The 26,105-nt window shown below is 56.6% G+C and carries 23 protein-coding genes and 1 pseudogene; 19 read left to right on the forward strand and 5 right to left on the reverse strand.

Annotated features, from left to right (window positions below; translation table 11 throughout):
• Positions 1-98: 98 nt before the first annotated feature.
• Genes AC2FFH_RS18150 through AC2FFH_RS18165 form a run of 4 tightly spaced genes read left to right on the forward strand, consistent with a single transcriptional unit; the run spans position 99 to position 4,387 of the window.
• A complete protein-coding gene (locus AC2FFH_RS18150; RefSeq protein ID WP_282119697.1) occupies positions 99-1,580 on the forward strand; it encodes an aldehyde dehydrogenase in 1,482 nt (493 codons plus the stop codon).
• Between the two features lie 11 nt (positions 1,581-1,591).
• Positions 1,592-2,632: an LLM class flavin-dependent oxidoreductase gene (locus AC2FFH_RS18155; RefSeq protein ID WP_282119698.1), complete on the forward strand. Its 1,041-nt coding sequence runs from the start codon at positions 1,592-1,594 to the stop codon at positions 2,630-2,632.
• 4 nt (positions 2,633-2,636) lie between these two features.
• Positions 2,637-3,440: a carnitinyl-CoA dehydratase gene (locus AC2FFH_RS18160; RefSeq protein WP_108862257.1), complete on the forward strand. Its 804-nt coding sequence runs from the start codon at positions 2,637-2,639 to the stop codon at positions 3,438-3,440.
• Positions 3,437-4,387: a 3-hydroxyacyl-CoA dehydrogenase NAD-binding domain-containing protein gene (locus tag AC2FFH_RS18165; protein ID WP_282119699.1), complete on the forward strand. Its 951-nt coding sequence runs from the start codon at positions 3,437-3,439 to the stop codon at positions 4,385-4,387. Before AC2FFH_RS18160 ends, AC2FFH_RS18165 begins: the two co-directional genes overlap by 4 nt.
• Here the strand turns inward: AC2FFH_RS18165 and AC2FFH_RS18170 are convergent.
• The gene (locus tag AC2FFH_RS18170; protein ID WP_282119700.1) at positions 4,384-5,439 is read right to left on the reverse strand and encodes a GlxA family transcriptional regulator; all 1,056 of its coding nucleotides are present in this window, start codon (positions 5,437-5,439) and stop codon (positions 4,384-4,386) included. The two genes, AC2FFH_RS18165 and AC2FFH_RS18170, sit on opposite strands and share 4 nt — an antisense overlap.
• Before the next feature lie 120 nt (positions 5,440-5,559).
• Between AC2FFH_RS18170 and AC2FFH_RS18175 the strand changes: the two genes are divergently transcribed.
• From AC2FFH_RS18175 to AC2FFH_RS18220, 10 genes are all read left to right on the forward strand, one after another.
• The gene (locus tag AC2FFH_RS18175) at positions 5,560-6,450 is read left to right on the forward strand and encodes a beta-keto acid cleavage family enzyme (protein ID WP_058272684.1); all 891 of its coding nucleotides are present in this window, start codon (positions 5,560-5,562) and stop codon (positions 6,448-6,450) included.
• Positions 6,443-7,444 carry an ABC transporter ATP-binding protein gene (locus AC2FFH_RS18180; protein ID WP_282119701.1) on the forward strand — a complete coding sequence of 334 codons (1,002 nt, stop codon included), beginning with the start codon at positions 6,443-6,445 and terminating at the stop codon, positions 7,442-7,444. The genes AC2FFH_RS18175 and AC2FFH_RS18180 overlap by 8 nt, the downstream gene beginning before the upstream one ends.
• Before the next feature lie 78 nt (positions 7,445-7,522).
• A complete protein-coding gene (locus AC2FFH_RS18185) occupies positions 7,523-8,629 on the forward strand; it encodes an extracellular solute-binding protein (RefSeq protein ID WP_058272769.1) in 1,107 nt (368 codons plus the stop codon).
• A gap of 62 nt (positions 8,630-8,691) precedes the next feature.
• Positions 8,692-9,540: an ABC transporter permease gene (locus tag AC2FFH_RS18190; protein WP_058272685.1), complete on the forward strand. Its 849-nt coding sequence runs from the start codon at positions 8,692-8,694 to the stop codon at positions 9,538-9,540.
• A complete protein-coding gene (locus tag AC2FFH_RS18195; protein WP_108862254.1) occupies positions 9,537-10,334 on the forward strand; it encodes an ABC transporter permease in 798 nt (265 codons plus the stop codon). The genes AC2FFH_RS18190 and AC2FFH_RS18195 overlap by 4 nt, the downstream gene beginning before the upstream one ends.
• Before the next feature lie 12 nt (positions 10,335-10,346).
• Entirely contained in the window at positions 10,347-11,507 is a 1,161-nt protein-coding gene (locus AC2FFH_RS18200; RefSeq protein WP_199913573.1) for an acyl-CoA dehydrogenase family protein, read from the forward strand.
• Positions 11,504-13,594, forward strand: coding sequence for an acetate--CoA ligase family protein (locus AC2FFH_RS18205; protein ID WP_282119702.1), 2,091 nt, complete (start codon positions 11,504-11,506; stop codon positions 13,592-13,594). Before AC2FFH_RS18200 ends, AC2FFH_RS18205 begins: the two co-directional genes overlap by 4 nt.
• Complete coding sequence (locus AC2FFH_RS18210) at positions 13,591-14,736, forward strand: serine hydrolase domain-containing protein (protein ID WP_282119703.1); 1,146 nt, start codon at positions 13,591-13,593, stop codon at positions 14,734-14,736. The genes AC2FFH_RS18205 and AC2FFH_RS18210 overlap by 4 nt, the downstream gene beginning before the upstream one ends.
• 593 nt (positions 14,737-15,329) lie before the next feature.
• On the forward strand, positions 15,330-15,971 hold the full coding sequence (locus AC2FFH_RS18215; RefSeq protein WP_496770914.1) for an ankyrin repeat domain-containing protein: 642 nt from the start codon (positions 15,330-15,332) through the stop codon (positions 15,969-15,971).
• A gap of 102 nt (positions 15,972-16,073) precedes the next feature.
• Complete coding sequence (locus AC2FFH_RS18220; RefSeq protein WP_496845043.1) at positions 16,074-16,235, forward strand: c-type cytochrome; 162 nt, start codon at positions 16,074-16,076, stop codon at positions 16,233-16,235.
• Positions 16,236-16,494: 259 nt separating this feature from the next.
• On the opposite strand, the pseudogene AC2FFH_RS18225 reads toward AC2FFH_RS18220, so the two are convergent.
• Both AC2FFH_RS18225 and AC2FFH_RS18230 read right to left on the reverse strand, forming a co-directional pair.
• A pseudogene (locus AC2FFH_RS18225) lies at positions 16,495-16,649 on the reverse strand (integrase); the annotation flags it as partial.
• Between the two features lie 210 nt (positions 16,650-16,859).
• The gene (locus tag AC2FFH_RS18230; protein WP_496769942.1) at positions 16,860-18,434 is read right to left on the reverse strand and encodes an arylsulfatase; all 1,575 of its coding nucleotides are present in this window, start codon (positions 18,432-18,434) and stop codon (positions 16,860-16,862) included.
• Between the two features lie 157 nt (positions 18,435-18,591).
• Here AC2FFH_RS18230 and AC2FFH_RS18235 point away from each other — a divergent pair, with 157 nt between their 5' ends.
• Both AC2FFH_RS18235 and AC2FFH_RS18240 read left to right on the forward strand, forming a co-directional pair.
• A complete protein-coding gene (locus tag AC2FFH_RS18235) occupies positions 18,592-19,491 on the forward strand; it encodes a LysR family transcriptional regulator (RefSeq protein WP_496769940.1) in 900 nt (299 codons plus the stop codon).
• Positions 19,492-19,969: 478 nt separating this feature from the next.
• On the forward strand, positions 19,970-20,986 hold the full coding sequence (locus AC2FFH_RS18240) for a Fe(3+) ABC transporter substrate-binding protein (protein WP_496769938.1): 1,017 nt from the start codon (positions 19,970-19,972) through the stop codon (positions 20,984-20,986).
• A gap of 67 nt (positions 20,987-21,053) precedes the next feature.
• Here AC2FFH_RS18240 and AC2FFH_RS18245 read toward each other — a convergent pair whose 3' ends face one another.
• Entirely contained in the window at positions 21,054-21,983 is a 930-nt protein-coding gene (locus AC2FFH_RS18245) for an autotransporter domain-containing protein (RefSeq protein WP_496769936.1), read from the reverse strand.
• Between the two features lie 241 nt (positions 21,984-22,224).
• On the opposite strand from AC2FFH_RS18245, the gene AC2FFH_RS18250 reads away from it, so the two are divergent.
• From AC2FFH_RS18250 to AC2FFH_RS18260, 3 genes are all read left to right on the forward strand, one after another.
• Entirely contained in the window at positions 22,225-22,440 is a 216-nt protein-coding gene (locus AC2FFH_RS18250) for a hypothetical protein (RefSeq protein ID WP_496737020.1), read from the forward strand.
• Positions 22,441-22,733: 293 nt separating this feature from the next.
• Positions 22,734-24,266 carry a phospholipase D family protein gene (locus tag AC2FFH_RS18255; RefSeq protein ID WP_496780703.1) on the forward strand — a complete coding sequence of 511 codons (1,533 nt, stop codon included), beginning with the start codon at positions 22,734-22,736 and terminating at the stop codon, positions 24,264-24,266.
• A 73-nt stretch (positions 24,267-24,339) separates the two neighbouring features.
• The gene (locus AC2FFH_RS18260) at positions 24,340-24,705 is read left to right on the forward strand and encodes a cupin domain-containing protein (protein WP_496769932.1); all 366 of its coding nucleotides are present in this window, start codon (positions 24,340-24,342) and stop codon (positions 24,703-24,705) included.
• A gap of 127 nt (positions 24,706-24,832) precedes the next feature.
• On the opposite strand, the gene AC2FFH_RS18265 is transcribed toward AC2FFH_RS18260, so the two are convergent.
• Entirely contained in the window at positions 24,833-26,104 is a 1,272-nt protein-coding gene (locus AC2FFH_RS18265) for a TRAP transporter large permease (RefSeq protein WP_496769930.1), read from the reverse strand.
• Position 26,105 lies beyond the last annotated feature (1 nt).

The raw sequence follows: 26,105 nt of genomic DNA on the forward strand, positions 1-26,105 counted from the left end.
GCGCTTTCAGATTTTTCGACAACCTTTGTCGTAATTTCGTGCACATGTGACGCAAAAGCGGAGATGAATGAGAGGGTAACAGAGGGGGGATGCAGGCCATGGGTGAAATCACCAACTACCAAATGCTGATCGACGGACAGTGGTGTGATGCAGAGGACGGCGGCACCTTTGACAGCGTGAACCCCGCTGATGGCAACGTCTGGAGCCGTGTGCCCGAAGCGACCGAGGCTGACGTGAACCGTGCAGTTGAGGCCGCACATGCCGCATTCACAACCGGACCCTGGGCAGGCATGACGCCGACGCAACGGGGCAAGTGCCTGCGCAAGCTGGGCGATCTGCTGGCGGAACATTCAGAAGCATTGGGGCGCACGGAATCCATTGATACCGGCAAGATGCTAAAGGAGACCCGCTGGCAGGCGACGTATATCGCCGAGTTCTTTCACTTCTTTGCAGGCTGTGCCGACAAGGTCAGCGGCGAAACACTGCCCATCGACAAACCCGACATGTTCGTCTTCACGAGGCGTGAACCCCTTGGGGTGGTGGCTGCCGTGGTGCCGTGGAATTCGCAACTGTTTCTGGTGGCCGTCAAGATTGGCCCGGCGCTTGCGGCTGGCAATACCGTCGTGCTGAAAGCCTCTGAACATGCCAGTGCGGCGATGCTGGAGTTTGGTAAGCTGATTGAAGAGGCGGGCATTCCCCCCGGCGTCGTCAACATCATCACCGGCCATGGGGAGCCCTGCGGCCGTGCGCTCACAGGTCATCCGCTCGTGGCCCGTGTGTCCTTTACCGGAGGGCCAAATGCCGCGCGGCATGTGCTGGAGAACGTCAAACGAAATTTTGCCGAAGTGTCGTTGGAATTGGGGGGCAAATCCCCGTTCATCGTCTTTGACGATGCCAATATCGAAAGCGCTGTAAACGCCTCTATCGCGGGCATCTTTGGCGCCACGGGGCAAAGCTGTGTGGCTGGGTCACGGCTTTACCTGCACGAAGACATTGCCGATCAATTCCTTGAGCAGATGACCGCGCTGGCCCGCCAGATCGTGATTGGGGACCCGCTGGCGGATGAGACCCAGATGGGGCCATTGTGCACCACCGGACAGTTAGAGCATATCCAACGAGAAGTGGCGCATGCCCAAACAGAAGGCGGCAAAGTGCTGGTCGGCGGCAAGCAGCCAAAGGGGATGTCTGGCCTGTTCTATGAACCCACGATCATCGAAGTCCCTCGTCAGGATCTGCGCATTGTCGACACTGAATTGTTTGGCCCGGTTCTGTCGGTGCAGCGGTTCAAAACCGAGGAAGAGGTGCTCGCATTGGCCAATGATAGCGAACATGGGCTGGCAGCAGGTATCTTTACCCGCGACAGCGCGCGCTCCCTGCGCATGGCGGGGGCAGTGCGTGCCGGTATCGTCTGGGTGAACACCTATCGGGTGGTGTCTCCGATTGCGGAGTTCGGGGGCAACAAAGGATCGGGATATGGCCGCGAAAGCGGGTTCCAGGCGATCTACGACTATACCCGCCCAAAGACGATCTGGATGAACACGTCTGATGAACCGATGGCCAATCCGTTTGTAATGCGTTGAGGGAGAGAACAATGAAATTCCAACTTGCCGTGAACATGGAGCGGATCGACGACAATCTGGACATGCAGGATGTCGCCCGTCACACGCTGGAGATGGTGCAGATCGCCGAAGAGGGTGGGTTTGATATCGTCTGGGCCGCCGAGCACCACGCGTTGGAAATGACCATCGCGCCAAACCCTTTCCAGATCCTTACTTGGTGGGCTGCCGAAACCAGCCGCATCCGTCTGGGCACGGCCGTTGCGACGGCGGCCTATTGGCACCCGATCAACCTGGCGGGCGAAGCGGCGTTCACCGATCTGATCACCGGCGGGCGGTTGGAATTCGGCATCGGTTCGGGGGCCTATCAGCGCGAGTTTGACCGAATGAGACCGGGGCTCAAGCAATCTGATGCCTGGCGTTACATGCAGGAAATGCTGCCTGCGGTGCGTGAGCTTTGGAAGGGCGACTACGAACACAACGGGGAATACTGGCAATTCCCGACCTCGACCTCAGTGCCAAAGCCGCTTCAGAAGGAGGTGCCGGTCTGGGTCTCTGCGCGCTCACCCATCACCTATGACTACGCTATGCGGGAAAGGTGCCATGTGAACTGCTGGCCGTTCACACGTCCCTTTGCAGAGGCCGAACTCTACAAGAAACAACTGGATGAGGCGATTGAAAAGGCCGACAACGGCTGGGTGCCACGCTTCGCCTTGATGCGCCATTCATGCGTTTATGACAACGCAGCCGATGGTGAAAACGCGATGCGGGCGATCCGCCGCCTGCTGAGCCAGTTCGAAAACCTGTTTCGCAATCTGGGCGATGTGAAGGACGGCTTCCCCGCCTCCATCCCGCTGGATGAACTGGAGGGACGGGAACAATACGACCCCGTGATGTTGGAGGAGAACTTGATGTTCGGTTCTCCCGACCGGGTCATCGAAAAGCTGAAGCGCTATCAGGCGCTGGGTGTGAATGAGTACATCTATTACGCCTCCATGGGGCTCGATCACGCTTCACAACAGAAATCCCTGCGCATGTTCGTCAACGAAGTAATGCCAGAATTCAAAGAGGGATAAGCAGATGTCAGACGGCGTTAAGGTTCACCGCGAGGGTCATGTTCTGGAAGTCACGCTGGAGCGCGGCAAGGTGAATGCCATTGATGTGCCCACGTCACAGGCGCTGGCTGCAGCCTTTCAGGAGCTGCACGAAGACAAGGATCTGCGCTGCGCGATCCTGACCGGTGGTGGAGAGAAGATATTCTCGGCTGGGTGGGACCTAAAGGCGCTCAATGACGGAGAGATGCAGCTCGATAATTGGTGGGAGACCGATGACTACGGCTTTGGCGGCTTCACCGGGCTCACTGAAAACTGGGCGCTGAACAAGCCCGTAATTGCTGCGATCAATGGGTTGGCCATTGGTGGCGGGTTCGAGATGGCGTTGGGGTGCGACCTGCTGATCGCCGCCGATCACGTGGAATTCGGGCTGCCGGAAATGCCCCTAGGCATCGTGCCGGACGCGGGCGCGCTGCAACGATTGCCGCGCCGCATTCCGCACAACATTGCGATGGAGATGTTCTTGCTGGGCCGCCGCATGACCGCGCAGGAAGCAGCGCACTATGGGCTGGTCAACAAGGTGGTGCCGAAAGAGCAGTTGATGGATGCTGCGCGCGAATGGGCGGCTTCGATTGCCTGGTCGGCACCGCTTGCGATGCAATCCGTCAAAGAGGTGCAGCGCGAAATCGAATGCGTGCCACTGGAGCAGGCGTTTCACAAGATGCGCACGGACCCGATGCCGATCTATCGCAAGATGCTCAAATCAGATGATGCTGCCGAAGGGGTGGCGGCTTTCGTGGAAAAGCGCGAACCCAACTTCAAAGGTGAATGATGTATCCTGATCCTATCAGCGTCACCCGCATCACCAGCATTGGCGCGGGCCCAATTGGCGGCGGCTGGGCGGCGCATTTTCTGGCCCGTGGCTATGATGTGACGGCCTATCTGCATGACACCAGTGAAACTGAAGCATTCCATTCGATCCTCAACACCGCCTGGGGCAGTCTGACGGATCTGGGGCTGGCTGAGGGCGCGTCTTTGGACCGTCTCCGCATTGTCACCGACCTTGAACAGGCGCTGGAGGGTGCGCAGTTCGTGCAGGAAAGTGCACCGGAGCGGTTGGAGATCAAACAATCGCTTTACGCACAGATGGGAGAGGTGCTGCCGCCTGACGTTGTCATCGGCTCCTCAACCTCCGGTCTGACAATGAGCGAGATCCAAGCCAAATGCGCGACCCCTGAACGCTGCGTGATCGGACACCCGTTCAATCCGCCCTACCTGCTGCCGCTGGTCGAGATTGTGGGCGGTGACAAAACTGCGCCGGATGCCGTGGTATGGGCCGGGAAGTTTTACGAAATTGCGGGCAAAGCGCCGCTGTTGATGAAAAAAGAAATCCCCGGCTTCGTCGCGACGCGCCTGCAAGAAGCGCTCTGGCGCGAGGCCTTGCACATGGTTGCCAATGGCGAGGCGACGCCGGAAGACATCGACATTGCCTTGATGAATGGGCCTGCGCCGCGCATGGTGTCCCAAGGTCAGTGTATGGCCTTTCACGTGGCCTGTGGCGCGGGCGGCATGGCGACCAATCTGGATCAGTTTGGCCCCGCGCTAAAGCTGCCCTGGACTCGGCTGGAGGCACCAGAACTCACCCGAGAGCTGCGTGGCCGCATGGTCGATGGTTGCAATGACATCGCCGGAGATCGCCACTTTGAGGATATGGCCGCGCAGCGCGATCGAGAGATTGTCGCAGTGTTGCGCGCGTTGCGCGAGGCGCGGTTGGATTAGGGACGGCCCGGAATCTCCTTAAGCGTTGAAAGGAAATCTGACAGGGAACCGGGCCAACTCGGCGCCGGTTCATTTGCAGGCCATGCCTCTCGGTATTCCGAAGGGCGGCGACCAAAGAATTTGCCAAAGGAATAGGCAAAATGGGACAGGGTGTTGAACCCTGACGCGGTGGCAATCTCGCGCACGCTGAGATCGGTGGAGATCAGCAGCAACCGCGCATTCTGCAACCGTCGCAACAAACCGAACTGCACCACAGTGCAACCGACGTGTTTCTTGAATTTCCGCTCTAGCTGTCGCTGCGAGACATCCAGCTTATCAGCGATCTCCGGCACGCTGAGCGGTTCTTCTATGTTCCCTTCGATCAGCGTCATCGCCTCACGCACCAGCGGCAGCATGGTCTCCGTGCTGCGCCCCATGGTGGACCGCTGTGACGCACCCGCGTTGCGGATCGGGTGATGCAACATTTGATCGGCAATTTCGCCCGAAAAGCCACTGCCATGGGTGCGCTCGATCAAACGAAGCATTAGATCCACGCCCGCGAGCCCACCCGAGCAGGTCATGATCTTGCCCTCGATGGTGAACAGGCATTCCTGCACATCCACCCGGTTAAAGCTTTCGCGAAAACCGCTGAGCCAGGACCAGTGGATCGTCGCCGGCTTTCCGTCCAACAGACCCGCCCGCGCGACAATATAGCAGCCAAGCTCAACCCCGCAGATACTGCTCCCCGCCCGCGCGCGCTTGCGCAGCCAAGCGGTAAGCGCGCGGTTATCGTAATGCTCCGTCCCCCAGCTGCCCAAAACAAAAATGTAATCCGCTGGCGGCAGGTTGTCCTGCTCTGCTGAAACGCGGGTTGTCATGCCATTGCTGGCCACGATTTCAGTGCCGTCAAAGGACACGATGTCCCAAGAAAACAGGGGCTCTGCCGAAAGATAATTCGCGATCCGCATCGTTTCGGTCATGGTGATCAATGTGGTTATGTTGAACCGTGGGACCACCACAAAAATGGCATGATGCACAGCGCGGGGCGTCTGCTGGGTCATGTCGATTTGCATGAGCTAAAGTCCAGATTGCATAGTGCGATTTTTCGCCAGCATAGCCGAAAGACTGTCGGATAATCGACATCTTTCTTACCCTTTCCCGCGTCAAGCTGAAAAAAATAGGGGGTTTGCCAGATGAACTATGAGGTTGTCCTGACTTGCGCCGTGACTGGCGCGGGCGATACCACGGGCAAAAGTCCGCATGTGCCCGTCACGCCGAAAGAGATCGCTAATGCGGCGATTGAGGCGGCCAAGGCAGGGGCCTCCGCCGCGCATATTCACGCGCGTGATCCCGAGACGGGCCAAGGCTCACGCGACCCGAAGCTTTTCAAGGAAATCGTGGACCGGGTGCGCGACAGTGACACCGATGTGGTGATCAATGTGACCGCCGGGATGGGCGGCGACTGGATCTCGGACCCGGCCAACCCAGCGATGCCGGGCCCCGGCACGGACATGATCGGCCCCGAGGAACGGCTCGCTCACATCAAGGAATGCTTGCCCGATATATGTTCACTGGATTGCGGGACACTGAATTTCTCTGACACGGACATGATCTATATCTCTACCCCGCCAACACTGCGGCGTATGGCGGCATTGGTGCAGGAATGGGGGGTGAAGCCGGAACTGGAAGTCTTTGACCTTGGCCATATCCGCTTCGCCAAGGCGATGGTGGATGAGGGGCTGATTGATGCGCCTCCCATGTTCCAGCTTTGTCTGGGCATTCCCTGGGGCGCGGATCAGACCGTCGAAACCATGGCTGCCATGAAAGCGCAACTGCCTGCCGGGGCCAGCTGGGCCAGCTTCGGGATTGGACGCGGTCAAATGCCCATGGCAGCGGCCTCTGTCGCGTTGGGTGGCAATGTGCGCGTAGGGCTGGAGGACAACATCTATTTGGAGCGCGGGGTTCTGGCGACCAACGGCCAGCTTGTCACCCGTGCCCGCGAGATCATTGAGCGCATGGGGGGGCGTGTGCTGACCCCGCAAGAGGCGCGCAACAAGCTGAAGTTGAGAGGCGCGGATGGCTGACCTCGCCGATACAGGCAGTTTGCAGGTGCGTAATGTCTCGAAACTGTTCGGGACATTCCGGGCAGTCAACAACATCAGTCTGGATATTCAGAAAGGTGAGTTTCTGACTCTGCTGGGCCCCTCGGGGTCGGGCAAGACCACGCTGTTGATGATGATCGCGGGGTTCCTCGATATCTCTGAAGGGGACATTGCGCTGGATGGGTCCTCCATCGCGCAAACCCCCGCGGAAAAACGCAATTTTGGCATGGTATTTCAGGGCTACGCGCTGTTCCCCCATATGAGCGTGCGAGACAACATCGGATACGCCTTGAGTGTGCGCAAACGTCCCACGTCAGAGATTAGGGCGCGGGTCGACGAGATGCTGGAATTGGTTCAGCTGCAGGATTTCGCGGACCGCAAGCCGGGGCAGCTGTCCGGCGGGCAGCAACAGCGCGTCGCGCTGGCACGTGCGCTGTGTTTTGCGCCACCGGTGTTGCTGTTGGACGAACCGCTTGGCGCGCTTGACAAGAAACTGCGGGTCGAGGTGCAGGAGCAACTTAAGGATATTCACCGCCGAGTTGGCACGACCTTCATCTACGTCACCCATGATCAGGAAGAAGCGCTGTCCATGTCGGACCGCATCGTGATCATGCGCGACGGGGCGATTGAACAGATTGGTACGCCTCAGGAGCTCTATGAGCGGCCAGTGAACCAGTTCACGGCCAGTTTCTTGGGCAAATCCAACTTCATTCAGCAAGACGGCAAAACTTACGCCCTGCGTCCCGAAAAAATCGACCTGCGCAAAGGCGCGGGCCATGCGGAGGCACAGACGAGTGGGGTGGTGCGCTCTATTACCTACTTTGGTTCAATGCAGCGCGTCATCGTGGATGCCAGCGATGGTACCGAAATCGAAGTGGACATCGATGTCTGGCGCAACAGCGAAGCCTTGAACGAAGGCGATACCGTGGACCTGTTGTGGAAAGACGAAGCTGCTGTGGAATTACAAACGGGCTAAAGCCCCAAAAACGTGTGCCGCCAAAAGGTGCCATTGAGCAAAAGTCCGGGAACTCCCGAACCCAATAGGAGGATGAAAATGCACGATAGACAATTCAAGAAAGAGATGCTGCAAGACAGCGCGCAGGCCTACAAGAAAGGCCGCATGGATCGCCGCACGTTCCTGGCGCTTTGTGGTGCCTCGGGCGTGGCGATGAGCGCCGTGATGGCAGGTGATGCCGAAGCCGCTGCTGATCACGTGGTGATGTGGAACTGGGGTGGCCAGTCTGAAGAATGCCACGGCTCCGCCATTGGCGATGCCTTCACCGCCAAGACTGGCAAGGGACTGAAATTTGACACCTCCGGCCCTCTGGAAGGCAAGATCAAGGAAATGGTCGACAGCGGCAATGTCACTGCCGACGTTGCGGACGCAGACCTTTTCAATGCCGTGTCCCTTGGGCCAACAGGCCATCTGGAACCAATTGATTACTCTGTTGTTTCCAAGGAAAAGACCCTGCCAGGCTATGCGCTGGAATATGGGGTTTCGATCATCCTTTATGGCTATGCCTTTGTCTATGACACCGAAGCCTATGGCGATAATCCCCCGCAGAACTGGGCGGATTTCTTTGATACCGCCAAATTCCCGGGCATGCGCTCGCTGTACAAATGGGCCAATGGCTCGCTCGAAGCAGCACTTATGGCGGATGGCGTTGCGGGCGATGCGCTTTACCCGTTGGACATGGATCGCGCCCTCGCCAAGATCAAATCGATCAAGGACAACAGCCTTTACTGGGGCTCAGGGTCCGAGGCGCATTCCATGGTAGTGAATGGCGAAGTCTCGCTCGGCATGGTCTGGCAGAACCGGGGACGTAACATCGAAAATGACACCGATGGGCGCTACAAGCTGGTGAACAATCAGGCCATGGCGATGCCGGGGGCCTATATCGTGCCCAAGGGCAACCCCGCAGGTGCGGCCGTAATGGACTTCATCGCCACAGCGCAAGAGGTGCCTGCACAGCTGGCGCTGCTTGATTGCCTTGGTATGACGCCCTCTAACCCCGAAGCCTTCGGCCAGATCCCCGAAGATCAGCAGCCTTATGCGATCACCTCGGCAATGAACATCGACAAAATCGTTTATAACGATCCCGACTGGTGGGGGAAAAACGGCGGTGATGCGGTGAACGCCTTCCTTGAGGCGATCAGCTAAACACGCCTGATAGCCGCCCGTGTCTTCCTGCGGGCGGCCATCGATTTGGCCCAGGACATTTCATGCAAGCCTTCACCCGACATATCCACCCCGGCTGGCTGATCATCGCACCTTTGATGCTGATGGTCATAGCGCTCTATCTGGGGCCGATCCTGAACATCCTGTGGCTCAGCGTCACGGACCCGGAACCTGGATTGAGTAATTACGCCAAACTGGCGGAAAGCGATGCGCTGATCCGCATTGTCTGGACTACGGTGCGCATCTGCATCATCACCACGATGTTCAGTGTCACGCTGGGCTATTCCATCGCCTATGCCATGGTGCACTGCCACCAACGCCAGAAGAACTATATGCTGACGTTGCTTCTTGTGTCCTTTTGGATTTCCATCCTTGTGCGCACTTTTAGCTGGCTGATGCTGCTGGGGCGCAAAGGGTTGGTGAACGGTACGCTGGAAAACATTGGACTGATTGCCGAGCCCATCGCCTTTATGCGCAATGAGTTGGGCGTGCTGATCGGCATGGTGCATTACATGATCCCCTATGCGGTACTGCCACTGCTGGTCTCGATGCAATCGCTTGATACGCGTGTGATGGATGCCTCGCGCAATCTGGGCGCCAGCAGCACGCAGACCTTCTGGCGCATTTACCTGCCACTGACCCTGCCAGGGTTGGTGGCTTCGACCCTGCTGGTCTTCATCCTGAGCCTTGGGTTTTACGTCACCCCTGCCGTATTAGGCGGTGGCAAAGTGCTCATGGTGGCAGAGTACATTTCTGTGCAATTGCTGGTCACCCTGAAGTGGGGCACAGCCGCGATGCTGGCGGCAATCATGCTGACGGGCGTTCTGGCGATGCTGTGGATCATGTCGCGTTTCATGAAGCTCAGCACCGTGTTTGGGGGGGCTGCACGATGACATCAGGTCTGTTCTCCAAGTTCAACCGCGTGGGCGCATGGGTTTTGTTGCTGTTTCTGGTGACGCCCGCGCTGATCGCCATTCCCGTATCACTGACGCCAAAGCGTTTTCTGTCTATGCCAAAGGGCGAATTGTCCCTGCGCCATTTTCAAAAGCTGTTCACTTCCGAGGAATGGCTGTCGAGCTTTTTCCAAAGTGGCGTGATCGCAGTCTCGACCTCACTGCTGGCAACATTCCTTGGCACGCTCTGTGCCATTGGCCTGTGGCGGGTATCCTCAAAGTATTCCGAGCTGATGCGCGCCTTCCTGCTGCTGCCGCTGATCATCCCGCAGATCATTTCTGCCATGGCGTTCTATCGACTGTGGATCCCGCTTGGCCTGTTGGACAGCTACGCCGGGCTGATCCTCGCGCATACGATCTTGGCAGCCCCCATGGTGCTGATCACAGTCAGCGCCTCGCTGGCGACCTTTGATCCCAAATTGGAACAAGCCTCCAAGAACCTTGGTGCTTCGAACTGGACCACAATGCGCCTGGTGATCCTGCCCTCAATCAAACCGGGGGTCTTTGCCGGAGCGCTTTTTGCCTTCATTCTCAGCTGGGATGAAATTGTCGTGACGCTGTTCATCTCCAAATACACCGTCTACACCCTGCCGCGCCGCATGTGGAACGGCATCCGCGAAAACACCGATCCGACGGTAGCCGCCGCCGCTGTGGTGTTGATCGCCATCACGCTTATTGCCTTCGTGATCTTTTCGATCATGTCCCGTCGTAACGACAAGTCCGAAGCCCCATAAAGGAGGCGCCTTATGAACATGGAAGCCAGTGTTGAAACCGACCTGCTGATCAGCACCGTCCGCCGCTTTGTGGAAACAGAAATGTATCCACACGAGGAGGAAGTGGACCAGATGGGCTATGTCCCCGAAGAGATTGGCCGTCAGATTGAGGCGAAGGCCCAGGAGTTGGGACTGTTTGCCTGCAACTTGCCCGAAGAGGTCGGGGGCGGAGGCCTTGGTTACGGGCCTATGTCCTTGATTGAACGCGAGTACGGCAAGACCAGCCATGCCCTGCAAAGCTGGGCTGCGCGTCCCACGGAACTGCTCATGGCTTGCGAGGGCGATCAGCGCGAACGTTACCTTTTCCCCGCGGTGCGCGGTGAAAAACGAGAGTTGTTCGCCCTGACGGAACCGGACGCGGGGTCGGACGTAATGGGTATGAAAACCAACGCCCGGCGGGATGGAGATGACTGGATCCTGAATGGTTCAAAGCATTTCATCTCTGGCCCCTGTATGCCCGATTTTGCGATCGTTTTTGCTGCGACGGGTGCTGACGAAACGCCACGTGGACCGCGCAAACGGGTGACGGCCTTTTTGGTGGACGTTGGCACACCGGGCTTTGACTGCCGCGAAGGCACCAAATGTGTCAGCTATCGCGGCTACAAGACGTTTGAACTGCACTTCGATAATGTGCGCCTTGGTCCGGGGCAGGTGCTGGGGGAAGAAGGGCGTGGTCTTGAACTCTCTGGCAAATGGCTGGGCATGGGGCGCATCTGGGTGGGGGCGACCTGTTGTGGCAAGGCGGAGCGCATACTGGAGATGGCCACCGAATGGGCCGCGTCCCGAAAGCAGTTTGGCAAACCCATCGGGGCGTTTCAGGCCACCGGTTTCCGGCTTGCAGATGGCGCTATTGGATTGCGCGCAGCCGACCTAATGGTCAAAGACGCCGTGGCGCGCGCCGAACAGGGCGTGATGAGCGATGCGGATGCGGCGATGATCAAGGTCTTTTGTTCAGAAATGCTGGGCAAGATCGCCGATGATGCGGTGCAGATCTACGGTGGCATGGGGCTGATGGAGGAAATGCCGATCCAACGCTTCTGGCGCGACAGCCGACTTGAGCGGATCTGGGACGGCACCTCTGAAATTCAACGCCACATCATCACACGCTCCATCCTGCGGCCCCTGGGTGCATGACCCCAAAGAGACGCGCCAACTTTGAGCGGCTTCTCAAGCCGCGCTCCATCGCTTTTATCGGCGGGCGGGATGCGACCATTGCCGTAAGAGAGGCGCGCAGGCGTGGGTTTGCAGGGCAAATGTGGGCGGTGAACCCCAGGCGAACAGATCTGAAGGGGGTGCCTTGCGTGCCCTGTATCGCTGATCTGCCTGAAGCGCCTGATGCTGTCTATCTGGCCATTCCCGCAGGTGGTATTGTCGCCGCATTGGGCGAATTGGCTGAGATGGGCGTCGGTGGCGTGGTCTGTTTTTCTGCAGGATTCAAGGAAACCGGCGATGCGGCGGCAGAACAGGCGCTGATCGAGGCAACCGGTGACATGGCCCTCATCGGTCCCAATTGTTACGGTTTGATCAACTACATCGACAACGCAGCACTTTGGTCTTTCGAACACGGTGGCTGGTCACCCGGTTACGGTGCAGCGATTGTCACCCAATCGGGCATGTTTTCCTCTGACATCACCATGTCTGCGCGCTCCTTGCCACTGGCATATATGGTATCGGCAGGCAATCAGGCGGTTCTGGGGTTAGAGGACTTTCTTGACGCCTTCGCTGATGACCCGGCAGTGCGTGCTATCGGGCTGCATATTGAGGGCCTTCAAGATATTCCCGCCTTTGAACGCGCCGCCCTGAAAGCCATTGAGCGAGGCGTGGCTGTGGTTGCGCTCAAGACAGGCAGCTCTTCAATCGGCGCAGCTCTGACTGTCAGTCACACGGGATCGCTGTCGGGGTCAGACGCGCTCTATGAGGCGTTGTTTGCGCGCACGGGCGTGATCAGTGTCACCAGCCCCGCGCAGTTTCTGGAAACGCTGAAGTACCTTTGTGTGGTCGGCGCGCCCAAGGGGCCAAGCGTTGCGGGTTTCACCTGTTCGGGGGGCGGCGCGACGATGCTGGCCGATCACGCGGAAAAGATCGGGCTCACGTTCTCGGCTGTCCGCGCAACGGAGCATGCGGCCCTGGTGGATCTGCTGCCAGACATCGCAACAGTGTCAAACCCGCTGGATTACACCACACCGATCTGGGGGCAGGCCGAATTGACCTATCCGGTCTTCGTCAAAGCGATGGACGCCGTAGGGGCCGAAGCGGCAGTTCTGGTGCAGGACTATCCTGCAGAAGGGCTAGATGCCTCCAAGATCTATTACCAAAACGATGCCAGCGCCTTTGCACAGGCTGCCTGCGATCGCGGAATCCCGGCAGCGATTTGTGCGACCCTGCCGGAGAATCTGGACAAGGTCACCCGCCGTTATCTGATCTCGATCGGAGTCGCGCCGATGCAGGGCATTCACGAAACGCTCAACGCCATGCAAAGCGCCAGCATTTGGGCCGCGCGACGTAATCGCATTCTGGCGACAAGGCCGGAGCCACTGATTGCCGGAACCCCGCCTGGCTCACTCGGCATGCTGACTGAGGACGCGGGCAAGGCCTGGCTTGCAGAGCGCGGTTTCACGGTCCCTTCGGGCCGGACAACGACGGCTCAAAAAGCCGAGGTGGCCGCAAAAAAGATCGGCTATCCGGTCGCGCTCAAGATGATGTCTACCCGGCTGGCCCACAAGAGTGAGGCAGGCGCGGTTGCTCTGGGCATTGCCGATGGCGCCGCGTTAAAGCAAGCACTTGATCAAATGAACACGGCTGTCACTGCCTATGATAAGCAGGCCGTGAGCGATAGCTACCTGATTGAGGCCATGTCGCCCACGCCTGTTGCAGAGATGATTGTCACCTTGCGCAATGACCCGCAGTTTGGCGCAGCACTGGTGCTGGGCAGTGGCGGAGTTTTGACCGAACTGGTTGGGGATGCCACAACGGTCCTTCTGCCCTCCACGCAGGACGATATCGCCAGTGCTCTGAAATCGCTCAAGATTTTTCACCTGTTGGAAGGCTTTCGAGGCCGTCCACGCGCCGATATAAACAAGGTGGTCACCGTGCTGAACGACCTTTGTGATGCTTTCCTGCAGGCCCGCGAAAAGGTCAGCGAAATTGAGATCAATCCGATGTTTGTCTATGCTGACCACGTTGTCGCCGTCGACGCGTTGATCCACGAGAATTGCACATGAGCAGGTTGAAGGTAGCCCCCAACCCCGATCTGACCGTGGGGCCAGACAACAAGCAGCGTTGGAATCAGCCTGCCCACCGCCGCCATGGATTTCACAACGCGCACCGCCTGTTCCGACGCACCCTGATGGTGCGTTCGCGAAATGTGTTGATGCTCGAAGAGGCCCACCAGGACCTGACAGCAACCGTGCCCGCGTTGGCGGACCTTCTGGCACATCCCGCCTTCTCTGCGTTTTGCTGCCTACGGGACGGGCAGGTGATCATGGAACAGGCCGCACCAGATTTTGGGACAGACCGACCGCATTCGATCCAATCCATTACAAAACTGCACATTCACCTGATTATGGGACAGTTGATCGGCCAAGGGTTCGTCTCGCCTGACGCAAAGGTTGCACAGTATTTGCCCGATATTGGATCTGGCTACCGCGAGGTTAACGTTCAGGCTCTCCTGGATATGGCAGTCAGCAATGATTTTACCGAAGACTATGATGACCCGCATGCGGATTGCTATGATGAAGAGATTGCCCTGGGCTGGCGCCTACCCACCGAGGATCAGGAGGAAATCTCGCTCAAGGACTTTGCTTCCAGAATTAGGGGGTTCAGAGAGACAGAGGCGCGAACAGTAGCGGAGTACAAGTCGGCCAACACAGATGTGCTGACATTGATCGCAGCGCAGGTTTGCCCCGTCCCACTTACAGCACAAATTGAACGGATTGCAGATGCCGTTGGTTACGAGGGCGCCTTTCACATCAGCCTGAGCAAAGATGGTTTCCCTGCCTTTTCCGGTGGGGGTTGCCTGAGTGCTCGGGATCTCGCACGGTTTGGCCTATTTCTTGCGCGCGGCGGTCTTGATCTGTCTGGAAACGCATGTGCCAATGCAAATTTCCTCCGCCAAAGCCTGACCCGCTCAGCACCATCTCTGACACCGCCAAAAGAATGGCTGCGCTACTCCAACCATATCATGACCGACGGACGGGTGGTTGCGCATGCCGGTTACGGTGGCCAGTTCCTGATGGTGGACACGGTCACTGGCACGTCATGCGCGTTCCTGAGCGTTCTCGAAAACGACGCCGGGTATGATGACACCTTCATGAGCAACGTCGCGCAGGTTCTGCGACACGTCTGCTGCGCCGAAACCGCATAGGATTCAGGTATGGTAGCAAATGTCTCGCGCCATCTTTTCCAAGTTCGCCCGTTATCATAAATGACATCTGGAAGAACACTTTTCCTGACGCAGCGCGTGTGTATCCTTCTGTTTTCAGGCTACCTCTTGCGAAGCTCTGAGATTCATGAACGAACGACCGGTTCGTTGAAATCAGAAATTTTTTGGGCATCACAAATGAATGCCCGGTAATGTGCCGCCTTGATTGGAGCCAATGTCGGCTTTCCGCGATTCCAAGCCATTGGTGCGAGGTGCAGCATCCGGTATTCTTGGGCTCTGAGCCGTCGATCAGCCCGGTTTGTGCGAAGGGTGGCTTGTGGAAGACGAATGTCAGCACGATTGGCCAAGCCGATGAAATCGCCGGGTCATCTCGTTTTTCCTAAAGTCTGCTTACGGGAACAGGCTCAACCTTCGACCGCTGCACTGCCGCATGTCTGCTTCGAGCCCAGAGCGGACCCAACCATTAGGCAGTCTAAGTCAACTGGTTTTGTAAAACGGTAAAGTAATGGCATGGCGGTGAACTGCGGCGAGTTATGATATAGTTGGCGCAGCTACGACTGACGGAGGATTTCTTGATGCTACGTTTCAGTATCGCCAATTTGTTCCTTTTCCCGGTTCTAACGGTGGCTCTGTTTTCGCAGGTTGCTCAGGCAGATGATATTTTGCAGGCGGCCAGTAATGGTGATGCCGAGGCGCTGGAGGCGTCGCTCGCTGCCGAAGGAAGCGTTGATCCAACCAGTTTGGAGCGGCCTTTGTTCTTCGCCGCTCAATCCGGCCATACCGACATTGTTGCAATCCTTCTCGAACATGGCGCAGATGCCAACGCAGCGCTCGACTTTGGTAGTCCGTTGCAAAAGGCAGCCCGTGGCAACCATGAAAAGATAGTTGAACTTTTACTGAAGGCGGGAGCAGACCCAAGCGCACAGGCCGGCGATAAAGACTATACTCCGCTTCATAATGCGGCCGAGAGAGGCTCACTGGACGCCGCCAAAGTTCTTGTCGCTTATGGTGCAAATGTAAATGCACGAGAGTTTTGGGGTGTGCCGCCGATCCATCTGGCCACAATAAAAGATAAAGCAGAGATGATTTCGTTTCTCTCAGAAAGCGGTGCACAACCAATCGAACCGCCGCCCATATCCGAAACTGAATTGGCGATCGCCGACCTTGAGCTCGGGCGGATTTCAGCGATTGGTTGTACGCAATGCCATATTATCTAAGAAGGAACCGTGCCATCCGGAGCGCACAATCACGGTCCGTCGCTCATAGGTGTTGTCGGACGCACCAAAGCGGGTGTTGAAGGTTACAAATACTCAAACGCAATGGCTTCCCTATCCGGTGATTGGAACATCTCAGAACTCAATCAATTCATCGCCGATCCCGTAGGGCGTGTTCCCGGAACAGAGATGGCATTGATGCCGGATCTATCGGACGCCGAAAGGGTCGCTTTGATTGCGTTCCTTAGCACGCTTCGAGCGCAGTGAGCCAATATCAATACGCTAGTACAGGCAATCGGGCTAAGGTCCGCTTTGTCCCGCAACTCAGACATCGACGTACCAAAGTTCGCTGCGCTTTGAATGAATGGCCGCTTTTCTTTCTGCGACGCAGCTGGTGACTTCGGCGAATAGTTTGTTGCGCCTGCTTGGTTCAGAGATGGAGCACTTCCGCTTTGGGCTCAAAACGGCCCAATGACGCACAGAAGATAAAGAACCGTTCTGGAATGGCGGAGCCGCTCGCCGACTGTTGCCGGATGCTCAACGCGCCCTCCAGTTCAATGCCTGGGTAGCGCCCCGGCTGTCGACTTTCGTGTGACCCAGCAAAAGCTGCACAGCGCGAAGGATTCCGGTCTTGCGTTAGATTTTTGAGGCTTTCGCCCGTCGGAGTGAACGCGTGCTGTAAGAACCGATCCAAAGCTGAGCGAGGTTGGGGCGGTCGAATCGATGTCACGATTGCTCCTACATTGGCGTCGAGCCCAGACTTTTTGACGCTGCGGCATACACGAGTGCCCGAGCAAAGTATCAAAGCGGACCCACGTGCGCAGGTGTTTTCAAGTACTCGATTAAGAAGATCGAGAGGCACAATTGGATGCCTCCCGACTATTGTTTGTTTTACTGTGACATCCCGCCTTCGGTCGAGATTTGTTCTTCCACATGAGTTTGATTGGTTACGTCCGATCCCCGCGGAGGATAGTCCTTGAACGTAGACAGGTGGTTCTGAACGATCTTAGCCGCAGGACCAAAGGCCCACATCTTGTTGCCCATCCACCGGGTATACATCCCCGACTCCTCGGCCGCCTTTTCATAAGGATCACGGCGCAAGTTGAATAGAAGCGGAGCATTCAGTTCCTCTTTGGGTCCAGCCCACCCTTCGGTTTGAATTGTGAAATGCGCTTTCCAGTCACCGTGACGTACGGCCTGCAGGTCCGGCCCCTCGTAGTAGACGATTTCTTCGCGACTGCTGTCGCCTGCGCCGGTCAAGAACGACAACTGATTGTAACCATCAAGATGCACCTGATAGCCTTCGTGACCCTCTAACAAAGCATCCGGCAAGTCATCCGGTCCACCAGCAGCCGCGACCAGGGTTGGCATCCAGTCGAGCCCGGCAAAGATGCCATTACTCACGGTTCCGGCGGGAACTTTCCCGGGCCAGCGAATAATGGCAGGCACGCGGAAACCGCCTTCCCAGGTCGTGCCCTTTTCACCGTGGAACGGCGTTGTTCCCCCGTCGGGCCAAGTCATGGTTTCGGGGCCGTTGTCGGACGTGAATACAACAATCGTATTGTCGGAAACGCCCAGTTCTTCCAGCCGAGCCATGACTTTTCCTACGTTGTCGTCAAGTTCCTTCATCACCACATCTTGCAGCCCACGCCCATCGCCGAGCATGGCTTCGTATTCAGGGCTCAGGTGTGTCCAGACATGCGCACGCGCTGGTGCCATCCAAACAAAGAACGGAGTGTTGCTTTCAACCGCGCGGTTGATGAAGCCCAGTGTATGGGCCGTCACTTCGTCATCCAGCGTCTTTTGCCGTTCAGGCGGAGCGGGGCCATCGTCGATGATGCGTTGCTTGCCGACCAGACCCCAACGCGGGTCTACCGTTTCATCAACCGTATCTGTCGCATAGGCGTGGATGATATTCCGAGGACCAAAAGTGTCGTTGAATTTCTGATCTTTGGGCCAGTCCGGGTCAGACGTGTATTCCATCGCGTTCAAGTGATAGAGCCAACCCCAATATTCATCAAAGCCTTTCACTGTTGGCAGAAACTTGTTCATATCGCCCAAGTGGTTCTTACCGAATTGGCCGGTCGTGTAACCCAAGGATTTCAGCATGTTGGCCAAGGTGGGATCGTCATCACTCAGACCCTTTTCGGGGTCTCCGGGTAGGCCGACGGTATGCATCCCGGTACGAACCGGCAACTGCCCGGTGATAAAGGCCGAACGCCCCGCCGTGCAGCTTGGCTGAGCATAATAATCCGTCAGGCGCATGCCATCCGCTGCCAGTTGATCGAGATTGGGGGTTTTGATGCTTTTAACCCCCTGATGATAGCTGCCAAGACTGGCCCACCCCACATCGTCGGCCATGATGACAAGGATATTGGGTTGGTCGGTTTCGGCCAAAACAGGCGTAGCACAGACCGAAGCTGTGGTCACCGTTGCCGAAAACGCAATGGATCGAAGGTTGAACATTTTGACCTCTGCGGAAGTGGAAGGCGATACCGATGATGGAAATATCGGAAGGTTCATCAGGGATAACGGTCGAAACTTTAATGCTGCAACAGAGCTTTACTAGGATTTCACATTATGAAAGTTAAAAACCGATAACTGAGATGAAATTGACCGCTCGATGAATGAAAACGCCTTAACCGCCTTTCTTACTTTGGCTGAAACTGGCAGCTTCCAACACGCGGCCCGCGTGATGGGTGCCTCCAACGCGTCGTTTTCCCGCTATATTGGGCAAGCCGAGGACCATGCAGGGCTCGTGCTGTTTCATCGAAGGCGCAACAGCAGTACGCTGACGCGGGCGGGGCAGGAGTTTTTGCCCATCGCTAAGGCTCTGCGGCAAGACCTGGATCGCTATGCGACGCGTGTTGCCAGTTTGCGTGACGCCGGACCTGGTACTTTGCTGATCGGTTGCGGGCCTCTGACCACAAGATCTCTGATCGTGCCCGTCCTGCGATCTGTGCGGCAGGTAATGCCCGACCTTCGATTCAGAATACTGGTGAGCGCCTACGCGCGTCCGCTCGACTTGTTGCAAGCGGGGCAGTTCGATGTGTTTCTGGGCGATCTGACCTACACACCGGATGCCGACAATGTCGAAATCATGGTGATGGAAAAACGGCAAATTCAGTTTGTTGCGCACCCCGATCATGAAATTCACCAACGCGGCCCACAAACAATGGCAGGTGTTTTCGACTTTCCCTTTGCATCACCGCATCTTCATAAACACTGGAGAGCGACCCTGATAAAGTCACTTGGTGGCAACACCGAGGCGGTCAATAAGGTCAATGCCCAGCCGAATATTGAATGCGACGACTACAACTTTCTGACCGGATTATTGGCAGAGCCAGACTATATCGTAGGAGGGATGCCGGACACTTTCGCAGAACTGATCAGCACAAAGAAAATCAAACCGGTGTCGATGAAACAGAGCCTTTCATGGAACATCTGCGCGGCGCGCAAATCCCAAAACACTTCGGCTGCTCTTGAATTGTGTTGGAGTGAACTGGCCAAACACCGGGCGTGACCGGTGATTTGAAGAACACAAAGACGCCCAACTGGGACGTATCGTGGTTCGACTAAAACGTTTTCGCGAGCTCAGTTAGCTTGGCAATGTCTCGGATTACACCGCAGAGCGGCTTTTTGTTTGAAAATGGCCAATGGTGGCAATGCTGCGCGCTGTGTGAACTCGCGGTTCTAAAATCGCGGCACGCAGTCCAAATGGCTGACTTCTTCCTTGCATGGCGGGACCAAGAACTACGCAGTTGCAGCATGTTTGGTGCGGCGTGCACTCACAGCGTAGAATCCAATTCACACATTGGACCCTTAACAATCCTACCCACCAACTTTTTCTGCATCGTACTTTCCGCATCTTGCCCCCACCGGACAATAGCGACCATTTGACCAACTAATTTTGTCAGATTTCCTTGCATCCACTCGGGAATCGTTTAATTGACAATTTCAGTCGGATTACTACGCCGCACATTTCAATGTTGGGAGTTATGATGCTCAAATCCTCTACCTGCTTCGCCGCCGCATTGTCGGCCCTGATTGCCACTTCTGCCGCTGCCGAGGGTGAGTTGAACCTTTATTCCTCGCGCCACTATGACACCGACGAAAACCTGTACAGTGATTTCGAAAAGGCCACTGGCATCACCATCAACCGCATCGAAGGCAAAGCCGATGAGCTGATCGCGCGGATGGAAGCCGAAGGCGCGAACTCGCCCGCGGATATTCTGCTGACAGTCGACACCTCGCGCCTTTCACGGGCCAAGAATGCCGGCATTCTGCAACCGATCGAAACCGCCGTTCTTGAAGAACGCATCCCGAACAACCTTCAGGACAGCGACAATGAATGGTTCGGCTTCTCGCAACGTGGTCGCATCATTTTCTACGACAAGGAAAACGTCGCTAACCCTCCAGCGACATATGCCGATCTTGCCAAGCCCGAATACAAGGGGCAGGTCTGTATCCGGTCGTCCAGCAACACCTATAACCAGACCCTTCTGGCGTCGATCATCACCCATGAAGGCCCCGAAGCAGCAAAGGCCTGGGCCGAAGGCATCGTGGCCAACATGGCCCGCGAACCACAGGGCGGTGATACCGATCAGCTGCGGGGTATCGTATCCGGCGAATGCGACATCGCGGTTTCAAACACTTATTACTTTGCTCGCGCAATCCGCAAAGATGTAAAAGGCGTCTCGGCCGATATCGATGCAATCGGTTGGGTCTTCCCGAACCAGGACAGCTATGGCGCGCATATGAACCTGTCCGGTGCAGGTGTGGCTGCAAATGCGCCGAACAAAGAGAATGCCGTTCTCTTCCTCGAATATTTGGCAAGCGACAGCGCCCAGCAATATTTCTCGGCCGGGAATGACGAATTCCCCGCGGTTGAAGGCGTCGCGCTTGCGGACTCGGTGAAATCGCTGGGTGAGTTCAAAGCGGATGAGGTCGTCCTGTCCGACGTCGCCGAAAACCTGCCGACAGCGCAAAAGATCTTTAACGAAGCCGGCTGGAAATAATCTGGGCAAAAACCAGAGCAGTAAGAAGGGCGCAGGTTTTCTGCGCCCTTCTCCTTTGGTGGCAGGTTCAGAACCGAACCCCGAACCCGACCGAAAACCCCGAAAACGAATCCGCGATAACGCCGTTCAGCATGACGCGCGCGCCCTCGACGGCGGGCAACCCGATCTTTGTGGTATCGACCTCAATTCCGACACCTACCGTCGCGAGCCAATCCGTATCCAACACCATCGCGCTGTCGCCGTGATAGAGGACAACACCCCCGTCCAAAACCAGCTTTGACGGACTGCCCAGTAGTTTGACCTTGTCCAGCGGATAGCGATAGCGCGAAAACAACGTGGTCTGATTCGAGTTTGCGCGCGCATTCCCAACCTCGGGTTCGTCTATCGGGTGAAACTCCAGAAATGTTTGGCGCAGTTTGTATTCTGCGTGCCAACGGCCGAACTGTGCCTCGCGAAAAAGACTCAGGGACGCGCCGAAGCCAAAGGCGTTCAGATTGCCATCCACCTCGCCCACTCCGTTCGAGCGGGTCGGAAACAACGGGAAGTCGGAAAACACGGCGTCCGTTGTGACATGGCCAAGGGACAGATGCGCGGCTGGCCGGATGTGCCAATCATTTGTGAGCGGAAATTCCCATCCGACACCAAGGGTCGCGGCGATGCTTGACCATTTCACATCCAGTTCGGTATCAGACCCGATTTCGGGGAATATCACCACCGGATTATAGTTCTGATAGGCGAACTGACCTTCCAGATACAGGCCGTTGTCCAATGGTTTGAACCCGCCGCGCAACTGTGTGGACCGCAGATTTCGCGCGTCACCGGCTGCGCTCAGAAAGGATAGGGACGACAGTGTTTCGTTCGGTGTGGCGGCAATACTCAGCACCGCAAGAGCGGCCCGGGCGGCGGTTTCCGAGGCGTCTGGATCCAGGTTTTGCGCGTTGGTCGACGCGGCGAAACCACAGAACAATGGCAGTGTGTACGCAACAAGTCTTTTCAATCGCAGGTTCGCCTGTCGTATGTTGTCGGCCGGCAAGCGCATCCTTGTAGACGCGCTAGACGTTAAGCGAACCGTAACCCAGTCTTAGTTTACGAAAAACGAAAACAACAAATTCGCGGTCACGAAATCTGATGGCTTGCATTTTGGAAACACCCGGTCATCGTGGCGTTTTCAACAACCATCCGGAATGTGATTTGGAGTTTTCCCCCAAAACGGGTTCAATCACGTCAGGAGGCTCGCCATGAAAAACCGGGATAGTTTCGAGAAATTCTACTTTGCCAAGGTTGGCATGGGCGAAGCCTGCGGCTGTGCCGAGAAGGTGATTGATGTGTTCGAATTCAACCGACAGGGCGGCGCACAGTCCAAGCGTGCAGTGAAATCGGAAAGACGCAAACGTCGTTCATTCCGATCCTGGGCCATGAAATACGGGTTGCTGAGCCGCAAACCCCGAACCTGAAAATCGTCACCCATTTGTGGGACGGCGCAGGTGCCTTGAACCAGTTAGGTGCTTTATGATCAGAATTGGGGGCCGATCGGACCTGCAAAACCCGGCGACACCCCTTCAACCTCAGTATCCGAGACTCCGTCTTCAATTTAAAACGACGCGGTCAGCGAACACCCCTGCGCGGGCCCTTTTGGGGTTTCGCCCAAACAACACAGGCTTGAGAAACGACCCGGTGAATACGGAAACAAACTTGCAATCACCCCTACAAGCGTAGTCACCTGAGATAGAATGGGGGGAGAATGTCGATGAAGCCATGGGCCGTCGTGGTTTGTCTGTGCAGTACGCTGGCTCTTGCTGCATGCGCCCCCAAAACGCGCAGCTATGAAAAGTCTGTTTCGTCGTCCTTTGCGACCCCCGCAAACAGCGCCCTGGTGCGCGCAGCCAACCGGCTTGGCGATCCCAAGGATGGGCGGTCCGGGGTAAAACTGATCAGTGATGGGGAACAAGCGCTGGTTTCAAGGCTTTTGCTGGCCGCTGCGGCCGAGCATACCATCGACGCGCAGTACTACCTTTTGCACAATGACCCCACGGGCCACCTGTTTGCAGCCAGCCTTTTGCAGGCGGCAGACAGGGGCGTTCGTGTCCGGCTGCTTTTAGATGACATGGACACGTCCAGCTACGACGCTATGACCGCAGCGCTGGACTATCACGAGAATATCGAGATCCGGCTTTTCAATCCCTTTTGGCGGGATCAAAGCCTGCTGATTGCGGGCCTGACAGACTTCAAACGCATCAATCGCCGGATGCACAATAAATCCATGACCGCAGACAACACCTTCACGATCGTCGGGGGGCGCAACATCGGGGCCGAGTATTTCCTGGCCCGGGAAGAAATGAACTATGCCGATCTGGACGTGCTGGCGGCAGGCCCCGTCGTGAATGAGGTTTCCCAGAGCTTTGACGCCTATTGGAACAGTGAATTTGCCGTTCCCGCACGCGTGGTTGTTGGACAACCGGAATCGTTTGACCTGAACGATGCGCGCACAAGGCTGAATGAGTTGGTGGAGGAAGCAAAACAGACCCAGTACGGCGCTGCGCTCAGGAAATCCGCGCAAGAGAATTTTGCCGACGGCGCGCTGCGGCTGAATTGGGTCCCCGCGCGTTTGTATGCTGACCCGCCTTCAAAAGCTGCGGGCGTTGAAACGTCCGACCCCATTCTTGCATCGCAATTGCTGCCGTATTTTGAAATTGCCAGCAGCGAGGTAAATATCATCTCGGCCTATTTCGTGCCGCGCAACAATGGCGTCCGATGGATGACCGAGTTGGAAAATCGCGGTGTGGACGTCAAAGTCGTGACCAATTCCTTAGGGTCGAACGACGTCGTGCCGGTCTATGCCCATTACGCCAAGAAACGCAGAGCGTTGCTGCGCGGTGGTGTTGAGCTTTATGAATTGCGGCCAGACGCCTATCAGGTTCAGCGTCGCGGTATCAACTGGGCACAATCCCGATCCGGCCTGCATTCCAAGGCTTTTGCCATCGACGACCGTTACCTCTTTGTTGGCTCATTCAATTGGGACCCGCGGTCTGTGAACATCAATACCGAAATGGGCATTCTGATCGACTCTCCCGCGATGGCCGTTCAAACGATGGGTGCATTGGACGCGGCCCTGCCCGCCTACACCTACCAGGTGACGTTGGAACGCGCAGGCCAGCTTAAATGGAGAACACGAGGAGCGGACGGGGAAATACTGGAATACAATTCCGAGCCCACAGGGTCGGTCTGGGATCACATCGTCTCTGGTTTTCTGAGTATTTTACCGATCGGGTCACAGCTTTAGGCCCGCAAGTAACGACTAACGCGACCGATCATTCTTAGGTTTACCGCTGCAAAAAGCCGAAAGGACGTTCACCGTGAAGTATTGCAAGCTTTATGCCGATGCTGCTGGCGAAAGCCATTGGGATGACATTGACGTCAACCTCGAGGAACGGAGTTTCGCCCCGCCCGCGCAGGCCATCGAGGTATCCGAGCCAGAGCGCGTCAAACAGACAATGTTCCTGCGGCTTCGATCCGGTTGGAACGAGCCCATCCATCCGACCCCGGTGGCGCAAAGGCTGATATGCCTTGCAGGCACAATCCGCGTCACTGCAAGTGATGGAAACTATCGTGACATCGGCCCCGGCGACGTGTGGCACATGGAAGACAAAGTGGGAAAGGGTCACCACACCAGGGTCACAAGCGATCAGGACTTTGAAGCGGTCATAATTCAGTTTGAGTAACTTCGCCGATCCGAGGCCATATACGAAACCCCAGACGGAACCTTCACTGGAGGATGGCACCGTTTCGGCCTGACTGTATCCCGGTATGGCAGTTTGTAAGAACCAATTGAGTGCGCCGCTTGTTCCGTCAGAACAGCTTGTAAGGAATCCAAAGCGCCAAATCCTGCCAGAACCACAACAGCACGGCCGTCGCTAACATGATGAACGCAAAAGGGATGGCCCCTTGAATAACCTCTTCAAGGCGCGCCTTTCCGACAGCTTGAAGGACAAACAGGTTTAATCCGACCGGCGGAGTGATTAGCGCTGTCTCGATCAGGACGACGAAAAAGATGCCGAACCAGATCGGATCAATTCCCATGACTTCAAGCGCAGGGAAAAGCACCGGAACCATAATCAGCATCATGGAAAGTGCTTCGAGGAAAAAGCCGATAATCAACAACACGAGCCCGACCGCGAAAATAAAAATCGTCGGGTTTGAGATGTTTTCAGTGAGAAAGCTGCTGATCGATTGCGGAATCAGATACAAAGTAATGGCGTAAGAAAAAACCTTAGCCCCTGCGACGATGATGAAAATCATCACAGTGGTTATCAGTGAATCGTGCACGGCTTCTCGCAGTTTTGCGAAGGTCATTCTTCGCATCGCGAATGTTATGACTATCGCGATCACGAACCCGATGCCCGCGCTTTCTGATGGCGTCGCTATTCCTGCATAGATCGATCCAATGATTGCTATAGCCAAGACGACAGTCGGAAGCGCACTTAATGTCACCAGCAGCCGTTGTTTCATAGGCATGCGCTCGACTTTTAAGCTCTTTTTGCCGCGCGCATAAAGCATGGCGTAGATGATAAAGAGCGTTGCAAGGAACAATCCAGGTCCAATTCCGGCAAGGAAAAGCGTTGGAATCGAAGTCTCGGTAATGACGCCATAGATGATCAGCGGGATCGATGGGGGGATCAGAATGCCCAGGGTTCCTCCGGCGGCGAGTTGTCCCAAGATGAATGGACGGTCATAGCCGCGCTTTTCCATCTCGGGGATGGCGACGGTGCCAATTGTGGCTGCCGTCGCCACCGAGGATCCCGAAATCGCCGAAAAAAGCGTGCAGCTTTTGATCGTAGCGACGCCCAATCCCCCGGGCCAATGCCCGACCCAAGCCTGCACACCGGCAAAGAGATCCCGTCCGACGCCGCCTTTCAACAGCACGTTTGACATGAGCAGGAACAAAGGCACGGCCAAAAGTTCAAAACTGTCCATCGTCCCGAACAGGCGCTGCGGCACGGCAATCAATGGGAGCCCTTTCAGCCATAACAGCACAACCCCGAGGGCGCCCATGGAAAAGGCGACGGGCACGCGCAAAAGCAGCAAACCCAGCAGGGCTCCGATGATCAGAATGGTTTCCAAG

This window comes from Ruegeria sp. YTSC003 (genome assembly GCF_059609785.1).